This is a genomic window from Paracoccus sp. J39 (assembly GCF_000518925.1).
Taxonomy (GTDB): Bacteria; Pseudomonadota; Alphaproteobacteria; order Rhodobacterales; family Rhodobacteraceae; genus Paracoccus.
The window spans coordinates 102,332-122,317 of the sequence record NZ_KI912521.1 but is presented as its reverse complement, the minus strand read 5'-3'; the positions used below and the strand labels follow the sequence as shown (position 1 = coordinate 122,317).

Annotated in this window: 20 protein-coding genes and 2 pseudogenes; 13 read left to right on the top strand and 9 right to left on the bottom strand. The window is 63.5% G+C overall.

The genetic code is table 11. The features are described from left to right. A partial coding sequence (locus L632_RS23380) for an ATP-binding protein (RefSeq protein ID WP_036699166.1) occupies positions 1-321 on the top strand: 321 nt, incomplete at its 5' end. 5 nt (positions 322-326) lie between these two features. Then, positions 327-584 (top strand): annotated as a pseudogene (locus tag L632_RS0121780) (integrase core domain-containing protein); the annotation flags it as partial. Positions 585-645: 61 nt separating this feature from the next. Here L632_RS0121780 and L632_RS23375 read toward each other — a convergent pair. The 8 genes and pseudogenes from L632_RS23375 to L632_RS0121740 all read right to left on the bottom strand — a co-directional run. Then, a pseudogene (locus tag L632_RS23375) lies at positions 646-1,560 on the bottom strand (IS5 family transposase); the annotation flags it as partial. A gap of 79 nt (positions 1,561-1,639) precedes the next feature. Next, a complete protein-coding gene (locus tag L632_RS0121770; RefSeq protein ID WP_028717608.1) occupies positions 1,640-2,575 on the bottom strand; it encodes a DMT family transporter in 936 nt (311 codons plus the stop codon). A 13-nt stretch (positions 2,576-2,588) separates the two neighbouring features. Next, a complete protein-coding gene (locus L632_RS0121765) occupies positions 2,589-3,590 on the bottom strand; it encodes a succinylglutamate desuccinylase/aspartoacylase family protein (protein WP_028717607.1) in 1,002 nt (333 codons plus the stop codon). A 10-nt stretch (positions 3,591-3,600) separates the two neighbouring features. Further along, the gene (locus L632_RS0121760) at positions 3,601-4,368 is read right to left on the bottom strand and encodes an amino acid ABC transporter ATP-binding protein (RefSeq protein WP_051476523.1); all 768 of its coding nucleotides are present in this window, start codon (positions 4,366-4,368) and stop codon (positions 3,601-3,603) included. A 7-nt stretch (positions 4,369-4,375) separates the two neighbouring features. Further along, on the bottom strand, positions 4,376-5,035 hold the full coding sequence (ehuD, locus tag L632_RS0121755; RefSeq protein WP_028717605.1) for an ectoine/hydroxyectoine ABC transporter permease subunit EhuD: 660 nt from the start codon (positions 5,033-5,035) through the stop codon (positions 4,376-4,378). Next, complete coding sequence (locus L632_RS0121750; protein ID WP_028717604.1) at positions 5,025-5,678, bottom strand: amino acid ABC transporter permease; 654 nt, start codon at positions 5,676-5,678, stop codon at positions 5,025-5,027. The genes ehuD and L632_RS0121750 overlap by 11 nt, the downstream gene beginning before the upstream one ends. Positions 5,679-5,717: 39 nt before the next feature. Continuing rightward, positions 5,718-6,593: an ectoine/hydroxyectoine ABC transporter substrate-binding protein EhuB gene (ehuB, locus tag L632_RS0121745; protein WP_051476522.1), complete on the bottom strand. Its 876-nt coding sequence runs from the start codon at positions 6,591-6,593 to the stop codon at positions 5,718-5,720. A gap of 34 nt (positions 6,594-6,627) precedes the next feature. Beyond that, complete coding sequence (locus L632_RS0121740; RefSeq protein ID WP_028717602.1) at positions 6,628-7,818, bottom strand: PLP-dependent aspartate aminotransferase family protein; 1,191 nt, start codon at positions 7,816-7,818, stop codon at positions 6,628-6,630. 118 nt (positions 7,819-7,936) lie between these two features. Between L632_RS0121740 and L632_RS0121735 the strand changes: the two genes are divergently transcribed. From L632_RS0121735 to L632_RS24550, 5 genes are all read left to right on the top strand, one after another. Then, on the top strand, positions 7,937-8,836 hold the full coding sequence (locus L632_RS0121735; protein WP_028717601.1) for a LysR substrate-binding domain-containing protein: 900 nt from the start codon (positions 7,937-7,939) through the stop codon (positions 8,834-8,836). Positions 8,837-8,960: 124 nt separating this feature from the next. Next, on the top strand, positions 8,961-9,215 hold the full coding sequence (locus tag L632_RS0121730; protein ID WP_028717600.1) for a hypothetical protein: 255 nt from the start codon (positions 8,961-8,963) through the stop codon (positions 9,213-9,215). Positions 9,216-9,242: 27 nt separating this feature from the next. Next, positions 9,243-9,521 carry an SH3 domain-containing protein gene (locus tag L632_RS24150; RefSeq protein ID WP_084196764.1) on the top strand — a complete coding sequence of 93 codons (279 nt, stop codon included), beginning with the start codon at positions 9,243-9,245 and terminating at the stop codon, positions 9,519-9,521. A 294-nt stretch (positions 9,522-9,815) separates the two neighbouring features. Then, positions 9,816-10,865, top strand: a complete 1,050-nt coding sequence (locus L632_RS0121725; RefSeq protein WP_028717599.1) for a DUF262 domain-containing protein — start codon at positions 9,816-9,818, stop codon at positions 10,863-10,865. Next, complete coding sequence (locus tag L632_RS24550; RefSeq protein WP_156933711.1) at positions 10,865-11,470, top strand: MAE_28990/MAE_18760 family HEPN-like nuclease; 606 nt, start codon at positions 10,865-10,867, stop codon at positions 11,468-11,470. Before L632_RS0121725 ends, L632_RS24550 begins: the two co-directional genes overlap by 1 nt. A gap of 385 nt (positions 11,471-11,855) precedes the next feature. On the opposite strand, the gene L632_RS0121720 is transcribed toward L632_RS24550, so the two are convergent. Then, the gene (locus L632_RS0121720; protein ID WP_028717598.1) at positions 11,856-12,755 is read right to left on the bottom strand and encodes an AraC family transcriptional regulator; all 900 of its coding nucleotides are present in this window, start codon (positions 12,753-12,755) and stop codon (positions 11,856-11,858) included. Between the two features lie 175 nt (positions 12,756-12,930). On the opposite strand from L632_RS0121720, the gene L632_RS0121715 reads away from it, so the two are divergent. From L632_RS0121715 to gltA, 6 genes are all read left to right on the top strand, one after another. After that, positions 12,931-13,968 carry an aldo/keto reductase gene (locus L632_RS0121715; protein WP_028717597.1) on the top strand — a complete coding sequence of 346 codons (1,038 nt, stop codon included), beginning with the start codon at positions 12,931-12,933 and terminating at the stop codon, positions 13,966-13,968. Positions 13,969-14,262: 294 nt separating this feature from the next. Next, positions 14,263-14,427: a hypothetical protein gene (locus L632_RS24545; protein WP_156933710.1), complete on the top strand. Its 165-nt coding sequence runs from the start codon at positions 14,263-14,265 to the stop codon at positions 14,425-14,427. Positions 14,428-14,724: 297 nt separating this feature from the next. After that, on the top strand, positions 14,725-16,497 hold the full coding sequence (locus L632_RS0121705) for a recombinase family protein (protein WP_028717596.1): 1,773 nt from the start codon (positions 14,725-14,727) through the stop codon (positions 16,495-16,497). A gap of 945 nt (positions 16,498-17,442) precedes the next feature. Then, positions 17,443-18,198, top strand: a complete 756-nt coding sequence (locus tag L632_RS0121700; RefSeq protein WP_156933709.1) for an ABC transporter ATP-binding protein — start codon at positions 17,443-17,445, stop codon at positions 18,196-18,198. A 3-nt stretch (positions 18,199-18,201) separates the two neighbouring features. After that, positions 18,202-18,969: an ABC transporter permease gene (locus L632_RS0121695; RefSeq protein WP_028717594.1), complete on the top strand. Its 768-nt coding sequence runs from the start codon at positions 18,202-18,204 to the stop codon at positions 18,967-18,969. 82 nt (positions 18,970-19,051) lie between these two features. Continuing rightward, the coding region (gltA, locus tag L632_RS23370) for a citrate synthase (RefSeq protein WP_036699133.1) at positions 19,052-19,986 on the top strand (935 nt) is incomplete at its 3' end.

Genomic DNA, 19,986 nt, shown 5'->3' with positions numbered 1-19,986 from the left:
CTCGTGAACAGGCTGGAGGCCGAGGGCCGTGCAGGGCGGGCCGGCCGCCTGGCCGAACATCTCATGCGACTCGACTTCGTCATCCTCGATGAACTCGGCTACCTGCCATTCGCCCAATCCGGCGGCCAGTTGCTGTTCCATCTGGTCAGCAAGCTCTACGAGCAGACTTCCGTCATCGTCACCACCAACCTNGCATTCGGNGAGTGGCCGACCGTCTTCGGAGACGCGAAGATGACCACCGCGCTGCTCGATCGTCTCACCCACCACTGCGACATCGTCGAAACCGGCAACGACAGCTGGCGCATCAAAACAAGAGCCTGACCGCCCTCCAAAACGCAGGCCTGAGCATCTCGATGGACGGGCGCGGCCGTTGGATGGACAACGTCTTCATCGAGCGGCTGTGGCGCAGCCTCAAATACGAGTGCGTCTTCCTCAACGCCTTCGAGACCGGAAGCGAAGCCCGCAACGGGATCGGTTTATGGATAGCCTACTACAATGAGAGACGCCCGCACTCGACCTTCGGCGGCAGGACACCCGACGAGGTCTATGCTACGGCGGAAATGACGGAGCGACTGGCGGCATAGAAACCAACCCGATCCACCTTAGCCAAGCCGCCAAACTGTCTCACCAGGCGGGTCCACCTCTATCGGCCACGAAGCCGGCGGCATCATAGACCTTGTCAGCCCCCAGTGTCAGCTTCCGGGTTGAGCCAGGAGAGTGGCGATGCAGCATGTCGATCGCGGCCTTCCGCTCGGCGTGGCCGTCGGCCTGTGTCAGGTCGCCCTGAACGATCAGTCCATGCCGGTTCTCCATCAAGGCATGCCCCATGAAGCAGAGCATTGCACCCGCGCCGGGGGCTTTCTTGTAAAGGCGCGCCTCCGGGTCGGTCGTAGAGGCATGGGTCGCGTTAGAGCGCTTCTCGCCCTTGAAGTCGACCTCGGCATTGCGGCTGCGGTGGTTGGCGCGGGACATTGGGGCAATCTCGGGGTTAGCGGCGGCGGCCTGGTTGTCATGGACGTCATTCTGGGCGGGCGGACCGCCAGGGCCCTCGTCGTCGGGCGGCGTGTCCTCGGCCTTCGGCTTGAAGCTTTTCATCGACGCCCAAGCCTTGATGAGGGTGCCATCGACCGAGAAGTGATCGTCTGACAGGAGGGGCGCGACCTCGCGATGGGCCAGGATTGCCGCCATGACCTTGCGCGACATCTCGGTCGTCAGCAGCCGGTCGCGGTTCTTGGTGAACACCGTCGGCACCCAGACCGCATCATCAATTCCGAGACCCACGAACCAACGGAACAAGAGGTTATACTGCATCTGCTCCATCAGCTGCCGCTCGGACCGGATCGAGAACAGGATCTGGAGCAGGCTGGCCCGGATCAGCCGCTCCGGTGCAATCGAGGGGCGGCCGAAATCAACATAAAGACGGTCGAAATCCTCATTGAGACTGGCAAGCGCGTCATTCACGACCTGTCGGATCTTACGCAGCGGGTGTCGCTCAGGGATGCGGTTCTCAAGATCGACATAACTGAACAGCGATCCGCTCGTCTCGTCCGTGCCCCGCATGATCACCTCCGCCGTCTTCTTGTCGGTGATGAATCATGTTCTGCAAACCACGTCGAGAGCCGACTAATTCAGCGGCCTGTTAGCGCCGCTTTCGGCGGAACTGCAATCGCGCCCCGGCGGCAAAGGTGATCGCCGAGGCGCCCAGCAGGAAGGGCACGGCCAGCAGGAAGGACGCGCCGGGCGGGCTGCGAAACACCAGCCAGTCCAGCAGGATCGTCCAGACCAGCGTCAGGTATTCAAAGGGCGCCATGGCCGACGCCTCGGCATATTTGAACGACAGCGTCATGGCGATATGCCCGAACCCGCCGGTCAGGCCGGCAAGGACCAGGAAGACAGCGGCCTCCGGCGTGGGCCAGACCCAGCCCAGCGGCCATGTCGCCAGCCCGCCCAGGCTGGTGGCCACGGCGAACCAGAAGGCAATGGCCCCCGCGCTTTCGGTCGCGGCCAGCTTGCGGATCTGAACAAGCGCGCCGGCGGTCAGCAGCGCGGTCAGCAGCGACAGCCCGATGCCGCTGAGGCGGCGCAGGTCAAGCGCCGCCGCGTCGCGGCCGATCTCGGCCAGCAGGTCGGGGGCGACGAAGATCGCCACGCCGCTGATGCCCAGGACAAGACCGGCGGCCCGCGCAGGCGTCAGCCGCTCGCCCAGCAGGCGGACGGCCAGCAGCGACAGGATGATCGGCGTCAGATAGCTCAGCAGCACCGCCTCAGCCACGCTGAGCCGGGTAATGGCGGCGAAGGAGGTGAACATGGCGATCCCGCCCAGCATCGACCGGGCCAGATGGCCAAAGGGGCGCTCGGTTCGGAGGCCCGCAGGAAATTCCTGCCGCCACAGCAGGAATACGACCAGAGGCAGCAGCGCGAAGGCCGAGCGGAAAAACACGATCTGCCCCAATGGAACGCTCGGCGAGGCCAGCTTGACGCTGGAAACCATGCCGACGAAGAACACCCCCGACAGCACGCGCAGGCCGATGCCGCGCAGGGTGTCGTCGCTGCCCCCAAGGATCATCGCGGCCATGCAAGATTGCGGCTCAAAGCGGCTCCGCAAGGTTGAACAGGCAATCGCCCAGCCGGGTGTGGGCCAGCGCCCGCCGGCAGGACACGATCCCGTCCGTCACGAAGCGCAGTTCCGTCGGCGGAAGCAGCGGGCGTTCGGGGTCGTAAAGCCTGCCCGCGGGCTGGCCTGCGGTGACGGCGCTGCCGGGCGTGACGAAAGGTTCGAATATGCCGCCATGGGGGGCAAAGACGGACAGGCTGCGCGGCTGCATCCGTGCAAGGCGGGACGGCGCGGGGCTGGCGGGCGCGTCGTCGCCCCAGATGCCCCAATGCGCAAGGACGCGCCGGACCCCGGCGTCGGCACAGGCGCGTCCCACCGGGTCGATGCGGGCGCCGCCGCCCAGTTCGGTCGTGATCGCCGCGATGCCGCGCGCGGCGGCAGCGGCATAAAGCGTCGTGTCGCCGCCCCCGCCCCCGCCCTGGGTCAGGATGCTGAAGGGCGCGGCAAAGACGTCCAGAAGCTGCCGGATTTTGGCGTCGGTGTCCTCGCCCTTGCCATAGTGGCCCAAGGCGCAATGCACGTATTCCAGCGAGCGCCCGCCGGAATGCAGGTCGATGACCAGATCGGTGCGGGGGAACAGTTCCTCGACGATGTAATGGGCCAGCATCTCCGTCGGAGAGCCGGCGGCATCACCCGGAAAGGCACGGTTCAGGTTGCCCTCGTCCAGGGGCGAGACGCGGCGCCCGGCCGCCACGGCGGGATAGTTCAGCGCCGGCAGGATAATGACGCGGCCGCGGATGTCGCGCGCCTCGATCTGCCGCGCCAGGTCCAGCAGCGCGACCTGCCCCTCGTATTCGTCGCCATGGTTGCCTGCGCACAGCAGCGCGGTCGGCCCCGTGCCGTTCATGATGCGGATGACCGGCACCGGCACCCAGCCATAGGCCGAGGTATCGACCGAATGCGGGATGCGCAGGAAATCTGCATCCTTGCCCTGGGCATCAAGGTCGATGCCCGACCAAACCCTGCTTTTCGTCATGGCGTGCCTCTTATAGTATCTGGCTGAGGAACAGCCGGCCACGTTCGCTTTGCGGGCTTTCAAAGAAGGCGGCGGGCGGCGCGATCTCGACGATCTCGCCGCGATCCATGAACACCACCCGGTCGGCGACCTTGCGCGCAAAGCCCATTTCATGCGTGACGCAGATCATGGTCATCCGGTCCTGTGCCAGATCCGTCATGACGTCCAACACCTCCTTGATCATCTCAGGGTCCAGCGCGGATGTCGGCTCGTCGAACAGCATCACCCGCGGGTTCATGCACAGCGCCCGCGCAATCGCCACGCGCTGCTGCTGGCCACCGGAAAGCTGGTTGGGATATTTCCCGGCCTGGTCAGCGATGCGCACCCGTTCCAGATAGCGCAGGGCGATCTTGTCGGCCTCCGCCTGCGGGGTCTTGCGCACGCGCGTCAGCGCGATGGTGCAGTTGCGCAGGACCGTCAGGTGCGGAAACAGGTTGAAATGCTGAAAGACCATGCCGACGTCGCGGCGGATCTCGTGCATCTTGCGCACCTTGGGGCCGACCTCGCAGCCGTTCACGGCGATGTGGCCGGAATCATGCGTCTCCAGCTGGTTGATGCAGCGGATCAGGGTCGATTTCCCGGACCCCGAGGGTCCGCAGATCACGATCCTTTCGCCGCCGGAGACATCCAGCGAGATGTCCTTGAGCGCCTGGAAACTGCCATACCATTTGTTCACGCCTTCGATCTGGACGGCGGGGACGGCGATATCTTGGGCCACAGCAACAAACTCCGTTTTCATGCGAGTCTCAGCGCTTGGCCGAGGCCATAAGCCGGAGTTCGAACAGGCGAACCACCCAGGCGATCGAGACAGCGAGTATCAGGAAGACCGCGCCGACCATCAGCATCGGCTCGGAATAGCGGAAGGTCTCGGACCCGATGTCCAGGGCGTTGCCCAGCATCTCGGGGACGGCGATGACCGCGAGGTAGGGCGTCGCCTTCAGGATCGAGACGAAGTAGTTGCCCATCGGCGCGGCGATGTTGCGCAGCATCTGCGGGGCGATGATGCGCAGCAGCGTGTCGGCGCGCGTCAGGCCCAGCGCCTTGGCGGCCTCGGGCTGGCCCTGCGGGATCGCGTCGATTCCGGCCTTGAACACCTCGGCCAGATAGCCGCTGTAATAGACGGACAGCGCCAGAACGCCGACCACCAGCGCCGGCAGCACCACGTCGTAGAACGGCAGCACGTAGTAAAGGAAATAGATCTGCACCAGCACCGGGGTCGAGCGGATGAAGTCGATCACGAACCGCATCAGATAGCCCATGATCCGCCCGGTGCGCCGCAGCGCCTCGAACAGGAAGCCCAGAAGCGATGCGCCGATGCAGGACGCGATAGCCACCCAGATCGTGGTGCCCAGCCCGCGCAGGATGGTGGGCAGCGTGGAAAGCGCGAAGTCGAGATCAAAATTCAAGTTTGCGCCCTTTCATGACACGCCGCTCGATCTCGCGGCCCAGGATGGTGGCCGGGTAGCAGACGATGAAATAGGCGACGAGCAGCCCGGTATAGGTGCCCACCGGGTCGTAGCTGAGCTGCGAAAGCTGCTTGGCGCGGAACGTCATGTCGGTCAGCGTGATCAGCGACACCAGCGCTGTGCCCTTGACCAGCTGTATGAACTGGTTGACGAAGCTGGGCAGCATCGACTTGAACGCCTGCGGCATCTCGATCAGCGCCAGCACCTGCCAGCGCGGCAGGCCAAGGGCAAGCCCGGCCTCGGCTTGGCCGCGATCCAGCGATTGCAACGCCGCCCGGACCGCCTGACTGCCATAGCCGCCGATGTTCAGCCCCAGCGCCATGGCGGCGACCGTGATCCCCGACAGGTTGATGCCAAAGCTGGGAAGCGAATAATACATCACAAACAGCGTGATGAGCACCGGCGAGGAACGCCAGAACTCGATCACCGCCGTCACCAGCAGGCGCGGAAGCCCGCGGGTGAAATGTTGCAGGACGCCGGCCGCGAACGCGAAGGGGATCGCCCAAAGCAGGCCGTAGCCCGTGACAGCCGCCGTCACGTCGAAGCCCTGAAATATCCCTGCAAGAATCTGCCCGAATGTCACGTCACCGGCCCCTTGCCCTGTTCATCTCCTTGCCGGGCTTCATTTGCCGCAGATGTCCGCAGTCGAGCGGGCGGGCGGCAGCTCCGCCTCGCCGAACCCGTATTTGCCCATGATCTCGCGCAGTTCCCCCGACTTGATCACCTCAGCCAGCCGCAGGTTATAGGCATCGCGCAGGGCAGTGTCGTCTGTGCGGAAGCCGATCGCGGTATACATGGCCGCGGGCGTGCCATCCTCAAGGATCAGGCCGGTAAAGGGCTCGGCCCGCTCCAGCCCCTTGTCGGCCAGGTTCGGATCGGCCAGGAAACCGATCACCGAAGGCGCCGACATGGTCGCGGCATGGGCGCGGCCGGTCAGGACGGCGGACACCAGGTCGTTGGTTTCGGGCAGCAGCAGCATCTGGTCTTCCGGCACGCCCGCGTCCATCGCGTGGCGAGAATTCAGCGTGCCGCGGCCCCCGGCCAGGATCAGTGAAGGATTCTCGATGAAATCGGCATAAGAATCGATCCCCTCGGGATTGCCCTGCTTGATCAGCAGGCCGTCGACGATGGTCAGGTCTGGCTCGGAAAACAACACTTGCTCGCAACGCTCAGGGGTGATGGCCAGGCCAGAGGCGATCATGTCGAAGCGCTTGGCTTGCAGCCCGGGGATCAACGCCCCGAACTCGGCCGCGACGAAATCGACCTTGTCGATGCCCAGCGACGAGAACACGGCGCGCACGAGGTCGGGATGATAGCCGCTGACATCGCCTTCGGCCGTGCGAAAGCCCCAGGGCGCGCGGTTGTGGATGCCGATGGTGACGGTGCCGTTGGGAAAACGCGCGGCCATGTCGGCGGCGGCGTCGGCATGGGCGAGCGAGATGGGGGTCAGCGCAGCCAAGGCGATGCCCGCGGCCATCATGAAGCGTCGTGTGATCATCTGTTTGTTCTCCTGTTGGGTGGGACACCGGCGATCAGCCGGCTTCGGTCTCGGCACTGGTTCGCCTTGTCAGTTCGGCGCAAAGCGTTTCCAGGTCGGCCAGCAGGTCTTCCTCGGCCTCAAGGCCGATGCTGACCCGCAGGTAGGTTGTCGGGGCGCCTGGACGCGGCAGGCTGCGGCTGGTGGCGACGTCCATTGGCGCGAGCAGGCTGTGGGTGCCGCCCCAAGACGCACCGATGGCAAAGGTGCGCAACTTGTCCAGCGCCGGGTTGAGATGGGCCGCCGCCTCGGGCTTCAGCACCAGGCTGAACACGCCGCTGGCCCCCAAGAAGTCGCGCCGCCACAGTTCATGGCCCGGCGCGCCCGGCAGCGCGGGATGCAGCACCTGCGTCACCACCGGTTGCCTGGCCAGCCATTCCGCCAGCCGCAGCGAGACCGCGGCGACATGGCGCAGGCGGACATGCATCGTCTGGATGCCGCGCAGCACCAGCGCGCAATCGTCGGGCGAGACGCCAAGCCCGAACCGGCTCATCGTCTGCTTGATGCGCACCCCGACCTGGCCGTCGGCCGTGGTGATCGACCCCATCAGCACGTCGGAATGGCCGGCGAAGTACTTGGTCAGGGCCTCGACCACCAGGTCGGCGCCGTGTTGGATCGGTTTGAAGTTCAAGGGCGTGGCCCAGGTATTGTCGCAGCCGACCAACGCGCGATTGGTATGGGCCAGATCGGCGATGGCACGGAAATCCTGCACCTCCATCGTCGTCGATCCGGGCGACTCGATCCAGACCATCCGGGTAGCGGGGGTAATCTTGGACGCAAGGTCCGTGATCGAGCAGGGATCGTAAAAGGACGTCTCGATGCCATAGCGGGCCAAGTCCTGCACGGCAAGCTGGCGCGCCGGCGGATAGACGGAATCGGGCAGCAGCAACTGTTCGCCGCGGCTCAGCAGCGCCAGGATGGCGATCATGACGGCGCCCTGCCCCGAAGGCAGCAGCGCGGTCCGCGCGCCGCCCTCCAGCGCGCTGATTTGCGCCTCTAGCGCGCGCGTAGTGGGCGTGCCGGCCAACCCGTAGCTATAGCCGTCCGGCGCGCGCGAGGCGCGGTTCTGATATGCTGTCGCATCTGGAAACGGAATGGTGCTGGCCCTATGGGTCGCGATCGCCAACGAGGCGAACCCGTCCTCGCTGATCGCGGGCACTTTGACGCAGCATGTCTGATCGCGCATGAGACTCTCTGAGATAACGGTCATGGGAGCGAGGTTAGAGCGCCATCCCTATTCCGTCCAATATCAAGATATGATAAAATCATTCACTGCAGGAATACCTTGCTTGGGGGGGCGCGTGATGAACAGCCGCCATATCGAGATCTTTCACCATGTCATCACCGTCGGCACCGTCTCGCGCGCCGCCGAACTGCTGCGCATCTCGCAACCCTCGGCCAGCAAGGCCATCATGGAGCTGGAGCGCGAGATCGGGTTCGCGCTGTTCGAGCGGGTCAAGGGCCGGATGGTGCCGACGGTCGAGGGGCAGCTTCTGCACCGCGAGGTCGAGGCCAGCTTTGTCGGCATGTCGCGGCTCAAAGCGGCGGCAGCGCGAATCCGGGACTTCGGTGCGGGGCAGGTCCGGTTCGCCTGCCTGTCCGCGCATAGCACGACCCTGGCCCCGGTCGCCTTCGCCCGGTTCCGCATCCACCACCCCGACATCGCCGTGACAATGCAGACGCATATGTCCTCGGTCGTGCGCGACCTGGTCATTTCAGGCGAGTTTGACTTCGGCCTCGCCGCCGACGAGATCGACCTTTCGGGTGTTGAAGCGCGCCCATTTCTTCGTTCTCGCGCCATGGTGGGTCTGCCGCCCGGGCATCCGCTTTGTGACCACGACGTCGTCCAAGCCGGCGACCTGAACGGATTCGACTTCGTGGCACTCGCGCCGGAGGACACCACGCGCAAGGAAGCCGATGCGCATTTTTCGGCCTGTGGATCGGCGCCGCGCATCGTGTTCGAGACACCCTATTCCTCGACCGTCTGCGCGATGATCGCGGCGGGAGTCGGGGTCGGCATCGTCAACCCGCTCACCGCCGAGATTTTCCGTGACCAGCAGGTGGTCCTGCGGCGGTTCGAGCCGGCGATCCACTTCAGGACCCTGCTGCTGACGTCTCCCCACGCCCGACCCTCGCGCGTCGTCGGCGCCTGCATCGACGCCTTCAAAGAGGTCGCACAATCCTTCGCCCGGCGATTTTCCTGAGCAGGACCGGTTTTGTTCGCGGCTCGGGTGAACAGGGGTGGTGAACTGATGCGGTGGATGCCCCCACCCAACGGCATCTCATATGCCATGATGGTTTGATTGGAACCGAGCGGAGGGCGCACTTATGACGACAAAGATCGGCTTGCTGGCGATTGACCTGGGGTCAGATGGGGTATTCGGCTTGTGCCCCGCTTCCTGTCTCGGACGTTATGAGGTGCTGCGCTTCGAGCTGATGGTAGTCGGACGCGGCACGGCCATTCTGGCAGAGAGGGAGAAGATCAAGAAACTGACCATCCAGAGCCGGTTCATCTCCCACGTAGAGATGAGCTTGAATCATAGGACGACTGCCAGAGGAATCCCTTTTGTCAACACGACCTAGTGATGGCATAACGATTCAGGTCAGGCAATGCGAACTCATTTTGCTGCTCTTCTCGCTCTCATGATCGCCGCCGGATGCGCGGTCGGTTCTGGTGCAGTGGTCAAGGGCGTCGGGCCAGACGATCTCCTGAAGCTTCGCGAAGGCCCTGGCCTAAACCACAACATCATTATCGGTCTGCCCGACGGAACGCGTCTCACCCGCCAGAACTGCGTCATGAACAACGGTAACGTCTGGTGCAGGGTCTCACTCACCGACAGGCCTGGTATCTCGGGTTATGTTTCAGCGGACTATCTGGCGCATCGCTGACAGCAACATGATCGGCCCTTTGCGGACATTTGCCAGAGTTTTTCGCCGCGGTGTGGTGTCGCGGAAGCGGTCAGACGCTCCGGGACGGGTATTGTCCGCCGCGCCAAGGCCTGTCGCGGAACTCGATCTACATCGGGACCTTGCGCTTGGCGCTGTGGTGCCTCCCGCCAGTCCGCTGATCCCAAGTGGGACCGCAGCAAAGGAAACTTCGCGCTAAATCTGTCTTGGCCTTTGCTTGCCCACGTAATAGGTTGGTGTCACATGACATCACCGAATACGTAGTTTGGGACCACCATGGAAAGCATCGAAAGCAACGAAATAAGAACAGAAGCCGTCGATTTTTCCTTTGGTGAAATCTTGAACCTGCACAAGGATGGCGAAATCGTTATCAGGCCTGAGTATCAACGGCTGTTCCGCTGGTCGGTCGAGCAGCGTTCACGCCTGATCGAATCCATACTACTTCGGCTCCCCATCCCCCCTATCTTTCTGATTGAGGACGAGAATGGTGTTCTTGAGCTGATTGACGGGCTTCAGCGCACGAGCTCTGTCTTGCAGTTCTTAGATCACGAATCAGTTGGGCAGGAAGAGCTCACTCTGGCCGGGTGCGATATTCTGCACGAGATCAATGGAATGAAGTTCGAAGACTTCAGCACTTCAATTCGCCTTAGGCTGAAAAGAACTCCTATTCGCGCTGTGATCATCAAGCGAAGCGGCGACGATTATGTGAAATACGAAATGTTTAAGCGCCTAAACACCGGCGGCTCGCTGCTGTCGGCTCAAGAAATTCGCAACTGTTCATCACGGATGCTTTCAGGCGGCGCAGACTTCTACAACACGCTGCAGGAACTGGCTGCGGACCCGAATTTCAAGAAGGCTATCATTCGCCTGCCTGAACCTGACCGAGAACGGCGGGCCGACGAAGAACTGGTTTTGCGATATTTCGCTGTCCGGTACTATCAAGGCAGCTTCTCCGGAAATGTTCGGGAATGGTTGGATAACTTCATGGAAGACATCCTGTTTAAGCGCGATGGAATTGAATTTGACCCGGATGAGTTCGGAAGCTTCTTTGCTTTCATTGCAGAGAAGTTCGGCGATGCCGCCTTCTCCAGATCCCGAGATGGACAGGCGTTTGGCCGCCTTGCGCCTGCATACTTTGAAGCAGTGGTTGGAGCGCTAGCTGGTCGCTTCGGTGAACTCAGAATCGCTGACCCGATAACTCTGCAAACCAACCTTAGCAATGCCTTTGAAAGCGAGGAATTCAAGGCGGCTAGCGGTCCAGGTGCGAACTCCAAGGGCAAAATGGAGGAGAGGATCAGAATTGTCCGAGAAGCGTTGCTCGATTGATGACTCATTTTGATGAGATCGAGCATGATCTCGATTGGCGTGAAGCGGAACTGGCTGTTCTTCGATTGTTTCTCGCCAACGAGGACATCACTGAAAGAGAGAAGCGCGTGTTGTTTCGCGCAGCGTGGGCGTTACTATACGCCCATTATGAGGGTTTTTGCAAGTTTGCTCTAACCGTTTATTTCGATGCTCTCAAGAACTCTGGAAAGAGATGTGAAAACTTTCCCCCCAAGACTCAAGCATTTGCGCTGACTGAAAAGCTGAAGGCCATCAGGAACTTGCCGCCAGTAAACTTTATTGCCGCTATGCGCGGCTTTGAAGTTGATGTCCTTGCGGAGCCCGCCTCATTTCCGGAAGTCGACACCGACTCAAACCTTTCCCCAAAGGTTTTGAAACGATTGTTAGAGGATGCGGATCTTGAACTGGAATCTCTGTCGTCCCACAACCGATCAATTTTTACGCTTGTAAATCGGCGCAACAAGATTGCGCACGGGGAGAGAGAGTTTATTCATGAACTTGATTACTATCTTCAGTTTGAGGCCGCAGCAAAAGACTTAATGACTGAGCTTGCACTCAGAATAGACGAAAAGTTGTCAGCCCTTTAAGAAAGTAGATTTTTTCCGCACATGAGAATACTGTACCTCGGTCGGTTACCTTATCGCTGGGAGTGGGACAAAAAGTAGGGCGTGTGCCAATTTTCGTGTGAACGTCCGCTTTACGACCGACCACCTCACATTGTGCGCATGCAGCGAACTTCGGCTGCCCGCCCCTCGGGGCGGAATCGACTGTAATCTCGGCGCGGTTCGCCCGAACGGCTGCTCCTATGCCGCGATCGCCCTACGGCGCTGCCGCACGTCCGCTTTCCGCCCCGTTGCAGGCACCAGCGCGGGGTGACCGCTGCGTAACGCATGGGTGTCTGCTTTCTTAAGTTCGCCGCACCTGCGACGCCGCACTGCTGTCAGACCGCTTTCCGCCCATGTTGCCGCCCCCTCAGCCTTCGACCTGCGGGGTGAGGCTCCTGCGGATCTCCTGCCCATCCCGCCCCGGCGGCGATCCGAACAGGCGGCGATATTCCCGGCTGAACTGCGACGGGCTCTCATAGCCGATGGCGTAGCCGATCCGGGCGACATCGGCATCGTCGGAGAGCAGCAGGCGGCGCGCTTCCTGCAGGCGAAGCTGCTTCTGGTACTGCACCGGCGTCATCGCCGTGACCGCCTTGAAGTGGCGGTGGAAGGTCGCGGGACTCATCCCGGCGACCTCGGCAAGCTGGCGTATGTTCAGCTGATCCGCGAAGCCCTCGCGGATGCAGGCGATGGCCCGGCCGATCCGCGCCATGCGGCTGCCCGCCAGGCCGATCTGGCGCAGCGCCGGCCCCATCGGTCCGCTCAGCAGAAGCCAGGTGATCTCCCGCCGGACTAGCGGCGCGAGGATCGCGATGTCGCGCGCGCGGTCGCACAGGGCCAGCAACCGGCAGAGCGAATCGGCAAGCTCGGGCCTAAGCGCATGCACCGCCAGCGCCGCACCGGCGGGGGCGTCGTCGGTGCCATCCAGTTCCAGCAACAGGTCGGAGATCGTCGCGGGGTCCAGCGTCAGGCTGAAGGCCAGATAGGGTCGGTCGGGCGTGGCGCGGGTGATCTCCGCCCGGATCAGCACCTCCATCGACGCGATCAGGCATTTCCCGGCGTCATAGCGATAGGCGCGCTCGCCGAGCATGCTGGTCTTGGCGCCCTGCGCCACGACGCAGAGCGACGGGCGGTAGACGGCATGGATCGGCCCGGTCGGCGCCGTGACCGAGGTCAGCAGCAACCTCTCGATCGGGGTTTCCCGGCCATGCGCTTGCCACTGGCGGGCCACCAGCTCCCTGAGCGGGGCAAGATGATCGTTTTCCATGGCTCGCAATCTAGGATCTATGCGCGTGGTTCGCAGCCCGGAATCGGCGCGCATGAGAGGATCGTGCAAGGATTTGCGAGGATCGGCGTGGCAACCTTGGGCAGGGCGGCCCTATCTTCGTCCTGATCCGGCGGCATTCCGCCCCGGCGATCCACCCGACATGAAGGAACATTCCATGCGCTACCGCACTCTCGGCCCCAGCGGCCTGCTGGTCTCGGAACTCTGCCTCGGCACCATGACCTTCGGCGGCTCGGAGGGCCTGTGGGGCCAGATCGGCCAGCTGCGCCAGGACGAGGCCGACAGCCTGGTCAAGGCGGCCTTCGACGCCGGCATCAATTTCATCGATACCGCCAATGTCTATGCCGGCGGCGAGAGCGAGCGGATCCTCGGCCAGGCCATCCGCAACCTCGGCATTCCGCGCGACGAGGTGGTGATCGCGACCAAGGTGATGGGGGTGATGGGCGAGGGCCCGAACGCCCGCGGCGCCTCGCGTGCCCACATTCTGGCGCAGGCCAAGGCCAGCCTGGAACGGTTGCAGATGGATCACATCGACCTCTACCAGATCCACGGCTTCGATCCGCTGACCCCGATCACCGAGACGCTCGAGGCGCTCGACACGCTCGTGCGGCAGGGCCATGTGCGCTATATCGGATTGTCGAACTGGGCGGCCTGGCAGATCGTCAAGGCTATCGGCATCGCTGATGCGCGCACGCTGGCGCCGATCCTGTCGCTGCAGGCCTATTACACGCTGGTCGGCCGCGATCTGGAACGCGAGATCGTGCCGATGCTGCAGGCCGAGGGCCTCGGCCTGATGGTCTGGAGCCCGCTGGCAGGTGGCTTCCTGTCGGGCAAGTACAGCGAGGGCAGCACCGCCAACGACGGCCGCCGGGCCAGCTTCGACTTCCCGCCGGTGGATCTGGCGCGTGGCGATGCCGCCATCGCCACAATGCGCGAGATCGCATCGGCCAAGACCTGCACGGTGGCGCAGGTGGCGCTGGCCTGGCTGCTGCATCAGCCGGTGGTGACCAGCGTGATCGTTGGGGCGAAGCGGATCGAGCAGTTGCAGGACAATATCCGTTCGACCGAGGTGGCGCTCACCGCCGAGGACCTGGCCGCGCTCGATGCGGTGACCAAGCTGCCCGCCGAATATCCGGGCTGGATGCTGGAACGCCAGTCGCAGTATCGCGCGCCGTTTGCCTCGCAGAAGGGCTGATATTTCGGCGTCGCCCTGCTCATAGGCGCAGGCGGGGCGACGACACCGGTGCCGGGCGTGGAGCTTGGCTTTGCTGCGCGCAGGGTGCGGCGAAGCCTGCGATGATTACCTCGGCGTCGCTGGAATCGTTCTTCCCGGTGGAAAAGGTCATGCGGCTGCTTGGCGTCACGCTATCGTCTCTGGAACCGCAAGACGAGGACGGCGGGGAGGAACAACTGAGCCTCGGCCTCCCAAGGGGAGTATGAGGACGTGCCTTCGGGCAGCGGCCTCTGAACGCGAAGCATGAATGCCTAGATGCTCGATCACCAGCTGCGGAACCCCGCCGATCTCCATCCCTCGCCGCCAGATATCCCGCGACTTTCCAGTATTTTTACGCCAAGCTGCGATGACGCCGCCGCGCAGCGCCCCCTGCAGCAGGCGCGGCAGCGCCGGTTTACGCTGTACTGCGCCGAGGCTTGATGCGATGCGCCCGAACCCGCCTGTGATTCCGCTTGGTCCTGCGCCACGATTCTTCTGGCGCGGATCCAACCGCGCGGCGAGCGGAACAGGGCAATGGCACGGCGGAGGCAGACAGTTGCGGAACGGCTGCGGGTGGTCCCTGAACCCACCCGGGAGTCCGCTGCTCCCCTGCCCTCCCCGGACCGGCGGCTTGCGGACCTGGTCCGCCTGCTGGCCCCGCGCGCGGCGCGGGATTTCGTCGAGGCCGAAGATCGCGAGAACGGCAGAGACCACCCCGACTGACCAGGAGGCCCGCGCATGAAGGTTGCCATCTACGCCCGCTATTCATCAGACCTGCAGCGCGAGGCGTCGATCGCCGACCAGTTCCGCATGTGCCGATTGCGTGCCGAGAAGGAAGGCTGGACGGTGGTCGAGGAATATTCCGACCATTCCATCTCCGGCTCCAGCATGATCCAGCGTCCCGGCCTCCAGGCGCTGATCATGGATTCGACGCGCGGCCGCTTCGACATTGTGCTGGCCGAGGCGCTGGACCGGGTCAGCCGCGACGAGGAGGATATCGCCGGCATCTACAAGCGCATGCGCTATGCCGACCTAAAAATGTTCACGCTGTCCGAAGGCGAGATCAGCGAGCTGCATGTCGGCCTGAAGGGCACGATGAACGCGCTGTTCATCAAGGACCTGGCCGACAAGACCCGCCGGGGCCTGCGCGGCCGGGTCGAGGACGGCAAGTCCGGCGGCGGCAACTCCTACGGCTACGACGTGGTCAAGCAGTTCGATGCCAATGGCGAGCCGATCCGCGGCGACCGGACGATCAACGAAGCGCAGGCCGCCGTCATCCGCCGCATCTTCGCCGACTACAACGCCGGACTCTCCTCGCGCACCATCGCCATGACGCTGAACCGCGAAGGCGTGCCCGGTCCCATGGGCCGGGAATGGGGGCCATCGACCATCCATGGCAACCGCGAGCGCGGCACCGGCATCCTGAACAACGAGCTCTATGTCGGTCGCCTCGTCTGGAACCGGCTGCGCTACGTCAAGGATCCCGACACCGGTCGCCGGGTCTCACGGCCGAACCCGGAAAGCGAATGGGTGATCCAGGAGGTGCCGGACCTGCGCATCGTCGACCAAAGCCTCTGGGATGCGGTCAAGGCCCGCCAGGGCGAACTGGCCTTTTCGACCCGCACGCGGCCCAACGGCAATCCGCTGAACGACCGCCGCCGCCCGAAGCATCTCTTCGCGGGTCTCATCAAATGCGGCTGCTGCGGCGGAGGCTATTCGATGATCTCGAAGGATCTGCTGGGCTGCTCGACGGCGCGCAACAAGGGCACCTGCGACAACCGCGTCAACATCCGCCGCGACGCGCTCGAGGCCTCGGTCCTGAACGGGCTCAAAAAGCACCTGATGGAGCCGGACCTGTTTCGGGAATTCTGCGCCGAGTTCACTCGGGAGGTGAACCGGTTGCGCATCGAGCGTGGCGCCGATCTGGAGGTCGCGCGCCGGGACCTGGATCGCACGATCCGAGAACTCGACAAGGCCATCGACGCCATACTGCAGGGCGTCCCGCCGTTGACGCTCAAGGACAAGATTACGCAACTCGAAGCGCGCAAGGCGGAACTGACGGAGAAACTGGCCAATGCCGACGAGCCGCCTCCCCTGCTGCATCCGAACATGGCGGCGCTCTATGCCCAACGCATCGCCGAACTTTCGGAGAACCTGCGGCACGAGGACAGCCGCGCCCAAGCGGCGGAGATCCTGCGCTCGCTGGTCGATCAGGTGACGCTGGTGCCGGAAGATGGCGAACTGGCCATCGTGCTACGCGGCGATCTCGGCGCCATCCTGCGCTTCGCGGCCGGCAAGAAGGATCCGGCTTTCCTGTCGGAAGCCGAGGCGCTGGACAATCTGCTGGCGCAATCGGGCGGCTCGCGGAAGCCGTCGCGCGGACAGCAAAAAACCTCCGCAGCCGGAGCTTTGGAGGTTTCGCAATTATCGTTGGTTGCGGGGGCGCGATTCCAGAAATACTTGCCTTTGCACCAAGGTGACTGGCAGCCGGCAGGATCCTTGGCCGCATGAGCATTACGGTTCGGAAGGCGGTGCGCGATCGCGTTCACGCTGCCCATTTCTAGCAGATCGAAAAGCCGATCTTCGACGATGCCTCGGTAGATTATGTCGCGGGCATCTCCACAGATCCACCGCCACCCCAGCTGATGTCGAGCACGTGGTTGCCTTCCTGAACGAGATCCACGATGAAAAACGATCTTCAGACATTGGGTAGCTTGTATTCCAGCGTCATGCCTTGATCCTGTCTGATTTGCGACGGGGTTCTTGTATGCGAAAGCTCGGCTCCAAGAGTGGTTCGGATCAACCGAGGCCCTCGACATTGATCCGCTATGATCAATAGGCAGCAAGATGCGTGCCAGCCACCTACGAAAGCGAAGCCGCAGCGTGCCCGGCAGCCGGACGCTAACCAACCACACCAAGAAAATCTAACCGAACTGTTGCTTGATTTTGGCACGGGGCGGGGAAAAGATTAGTATAGGAAGATAATCGTCCGGCTCTCAGCCCGGTTCGCTGCCATACGTGTCCGAGTCGCCGACCGACTGCCGCAGCGCATTGGCAATCTTGGGCAGCAGCATCCGCCCTGCGATAAGGTCTGGCTGTCCGAGGCCAAACGCCTGAAGGCGCTGGAAGATGAGAAAGCGAAGCTAAAGTAGCTGCTGGGGGCCTCCACCGCATCCGGTCAGCCCGGCATCTGAGCCCCGCTCACGTTTCATCCAAAAACTTGTCGTGTGGATCCTTCTGCTTTTGGCACGCAAGTTGCGAGGTAGTGGATGAAAAGAATAGCGCCGCGCCCTAGTGAGGCTGCGGCGGATACGAGGTCCAGCAGGGCAGGCACGGAGAAGGAGCCACGCTCTGGAAATCATAGGGGAGGAGAATGTGACCTATACGAAGACAAGCATGTCGGCGAAGCTCCACCCGGAGACACATCCAGCCCCTTCCCCGGCGCGGGAAGAGATCATGCGCTTCGAGAACGTCTCGAAATCCTTCGGCGCCTTCGAGGCCGTGACCGGCGTCAATCTCAGCGTCTCGCGGGGCGAGTTCATCTGTCTGGTCGGGCCCTCGGGCTGCGGCAAGTCCACGCTGCTCAACATGGTGGCCGGCATCTTCGCCCCGACCTCGGGCCGCGTGCTTTATCGCGGCAAGGTCCAGCAGGGCTTCAACCGCCATGTCGGCTACATGACGCAAAGCGACCACCTGCTGCCCTGGCGCGACGTCGCCGGCAACATCGCCGTGCCGCTGGAGATCCAAGGCCTGCGCAAGGCCGAGATCCGCGACCGCATCGACCAGCTCCTGCAGCTCGTCGGCCTGTCCGGCTTCGAGAAGAACTATCCCAACCAGCTGTCCGGTGGCATGCGCAAGCGCGCGGCGCTGGCGCGGCTGCTGGCCTATGACCCGGAAACGCTGCTCTTCGACGAGCCCTTCGCCGCGCTCGACGCGCAGTTGCGACTGAAGATGCAGGTGGAGCTGCGCCGCATCGCCACCCAGCTGGGCAAGTCGATCCTGTTCGTCACCCACGACCTTGACGAGGCGGTGGCGCTGGCCGACCGCTGCGCCGTCTTCACCCCCCGGCCCGGCACCATCCGCGAGGTGCTGGATATCCCGCTGCCCAAGGATCGCGACCTCTATCGGCTGCGCCACGACCCGACCTATACCGCCCTGACCGCAAGGCTCTGGGACGAGATGATGCCCGCCATCCATGGAACGGAGGACTGAGCCATGAAACTGCAACTGGCCCGCTTGGCCATCCTGGCCTTCATCCTTGCCGCTTGGGAACTGGTCTCCGGCCGTCTGGTCCCCGCCTATCTGATCAGCACGCCCAGCAAGGTCGCCGTGACTTTTTGGCAATGGCTGATGGACGGTCGGCTGTTCTATCACGCCGGCATCACCGCGCTGGAGGCGGTGCTGGGCTTCATCCTGGGCGCGCTGGCCGGGATGACGGCCGGCGTGGTCCTGGGCCGCGCCAAGGGGCTGGCCGACCTACTCAACCCCTTCATCGTCGCCTTCTACTCGATCCCCAAGGTGGCATTGGCGCCGCTGTTCATCATCTGGTTCGGCATCGGCATCGAGATGAAGATCCTGCTGACCGCCACCATCGTGTTCTTCCTGGTATTCCTGAACACCTTCACCGGCGTGCGCGGCGTCAGCCCGGAACTGGTCTCGATCCTGCGGCTGATGGGCGCGAACGAGCGGCACGTGCTGCGCAAGGTGGTGCTGCCCTCGGCCGTGGTCTGGGTCTTCACCGGGCTGCGCCTGTCGGTGCCCTATGCGATGATCGGCGCCATCGTCGGCGAGATGATCGCCGCAAACCGCGGCCTCGGCTATCTGCTGTCGCACAATTCCAGCCAGTTCAACACTGCCGGGGTCTTCGCCGCGCTGGTCGCGATCATCGCCATGTCAGCGCTGCTCAACACCGCGGTCTCCTGGCTTGCGGAAATGGCCATGCCATGGAACAAGGCGGCCAGGCAGCGCGAAGTCACCGTCTAGGGACAGCCAACCGCGATCCGAAGGCCGGAGCGGCCCTGCACGATGCAGGCTGCTCCGGCAATCATCAATCAAGGAGATGCCGATGGACGGCCTCAAGATCAATGCAGCGCAGTCCGCCCGCCTGCAGCTGGCCGGCGAAAGCGTCGAGCTGCCAGTGCTGCGCGGCACGCTGGGCCCGGAGGTGATCGACGTGGCCCGGCTGGGCGACCAGGCGGGCGTCTTCACCTACGACCCCGGCTTCACTTCGACCGCCTCCTGCAAGAGCGCCATCACCTATATCGACGGCGACAAGGGCGAGCTTCTGCATCGCGGCTATCCGATCGAGCAGCTGGCCGAGCGGTCGAGCTATCTGGAACTGTGCTACCTGCTGCTCTACGGCGCCCTGCCGAGCGCCGCCCAGATGGCGGATTTCGAAAGCCGGATCACTCGCCACACCATGGTGCATGAGCAGATGCACCATTTCTTCCGCGGCTTCCGCCGCGACAGCCACCCGATGGCGACCATGGTCGGCGTGGTCGGCGCCATGTCGGCCTTCTATCACGATTCGATCGACATCAACGATCCCTGGCAGCGCGAGGTGGCGGCGATCCGGCTGATCGCCAAGGTGCCGACCATCGCCGCCATGGCCTACAAGTATTCGCTGGGCCAGCCCTTCATCTACCCCCGGAACGAGCTGAGCTATGCGGCGAATTTCCTGCAAATGTGCTTTGCCGTGCCGGCAGAGGAATACCGGCCCGACCCGGTTCTGGTGAAGGCGATGGACCGGATCATGCTGCTGCATGCCGATCACGAACAGAACGCCTCGACATCGACGGTGCGCACCGCCGGCTCCTCGGGGGCCAACCCCTTTGCCTGCATCGCGGCCGGCATCGCCTGCCTCTGGGGCCCGGCGCATGGCGGCGCCAACCAGGCCTGCCTGGAAATGCTGCGCGAGATCGGCTCGGTCGAGCGCATCCCCGAATTCATCGCCCGCGCCAAGGACAAGAACGACCCGTTCCGGCTGATGGGCTTTGGCCA

What these genes read in the sequence shown, in the direction of transcription:
- L632_RS0121695 (WP_028717594.1), top strand. Translation starts at nt 18,202, where the DNA reads ATGAAACTGCAACTGGCCCGCTTGGCCATCCTGGCCTTCATCCTTGCC.
- L632_RS24150 (WP_084196764.1), top strand. Translation starts at nt 9,243, where the DNA reads ATGCGAACTCATTTTGCTGCTCTTCTCGCTCTCATGATCGCCGCCGGA.
- L632_RS24545 (WP_156933710.1), top strand. Translation starts at nt 14,263, where the DNA reads ATGCTCGATCACCAGCTGCGGAACCCCGCCGATCTCCATCCCTCGCCG.
- L632_RS0121730 (WP_028717600.1), top strand. Translation starts at nt 8,961, where the DNA reads ATGACGACAAAGATCGGCTTGCTGGCGATTGACCTGGGGTCAGATGGG.
- L632_RS0121765 (WP_028717607.1), bottom strand. Translation starts at nt 3,590, where the DNA reads ATGACGAAAAGCAGGGTTTGGTCGGGCATCGACCTTGATGCCCAGGGC.
- L632_RS0121705 (WP_028717596.1), top strand. Translation starts at nt 14,725, where the DNA reads ATGAAGGTTGCCATCTACGCCCGCTATTCATCAGACCTGCAGCGCGAG.
- L632_RS0121760 (WP_051476523.1), bottom strand. Translation starts at nt 4,368, where the DNA reads ATGAAAACGGAGTTTGTTGCTGTGGCCCAAGATATCGCCGTCCCCGCC.
- L632_RS0121720 (WP_028717598.1), bottom strand. Translation starts at nt 12,755, where the DNA reads ATGGAAAACGATCATCTTGCCCCGCTCAGGGAGCTGGTGGCCCGCCAG.
- L632_RS0121770 (WP_028717608.1), bottom strand. Translation starts at nt 2,575, where the DNA reads ATGGCCGCGATGATCCTTGGGGGCAGCGACGACACCCTGCGCGGCATC.
- L632_RS24550 (WP_156933711.1), top strand. Translation starts at nt 10,865, where the DNA reads ATGACTCATTTTGATGAGATCGAGCATGATCTCGATTGGCGTGAAGCG.
- ehuB (WP_051476522.1), bottom strand. Translation starts at nt 6,593, where the DNA reads ATGATCACACGACGCTTCATGATGGCCGCGGGCATCGCCTTGGCTGCG.
- L632_RS0121740 (WP_028717602.1), bottom strand. Translation starts at nt 7,818, where the DNA reads ATGCGCGATCAGACATGCTGCGTCAAAGTGCCCGCGATCAGCGAGGAC.
- L632_RS0121725 (WP_028717599.1), top strand. Translation starts at nt 9,816, where the DNA reads ATGGAAAGCATCGAAAGCAACGAAATAAGAACAGAAGCCGTCGATTTT.
- L632_RS0121735 (WP_028717601.1), top strand. Translation starts at nt 7,937, where the DNA reads ATGAACAGCCGCCATATCGAGATCTTTCACCATGTCATCACCGTCGGC.
- L632_RS0121700 (WP_156933709.1), top strand. Translation starts at nt 17,443, where the DNA reads ATGCGCTTCGAGAACGTCTCGAAATCCTTCGGCGCCTTCGAGGCCGTG.
- L632_RS0121715 (WP_028717597.1), top strand. Translation starts at nt 12,931, where the DNA reads ATGCGCTACCGCACTCTCGGCCCCAGCGGCCTGCTGGTCTCGGAACTC.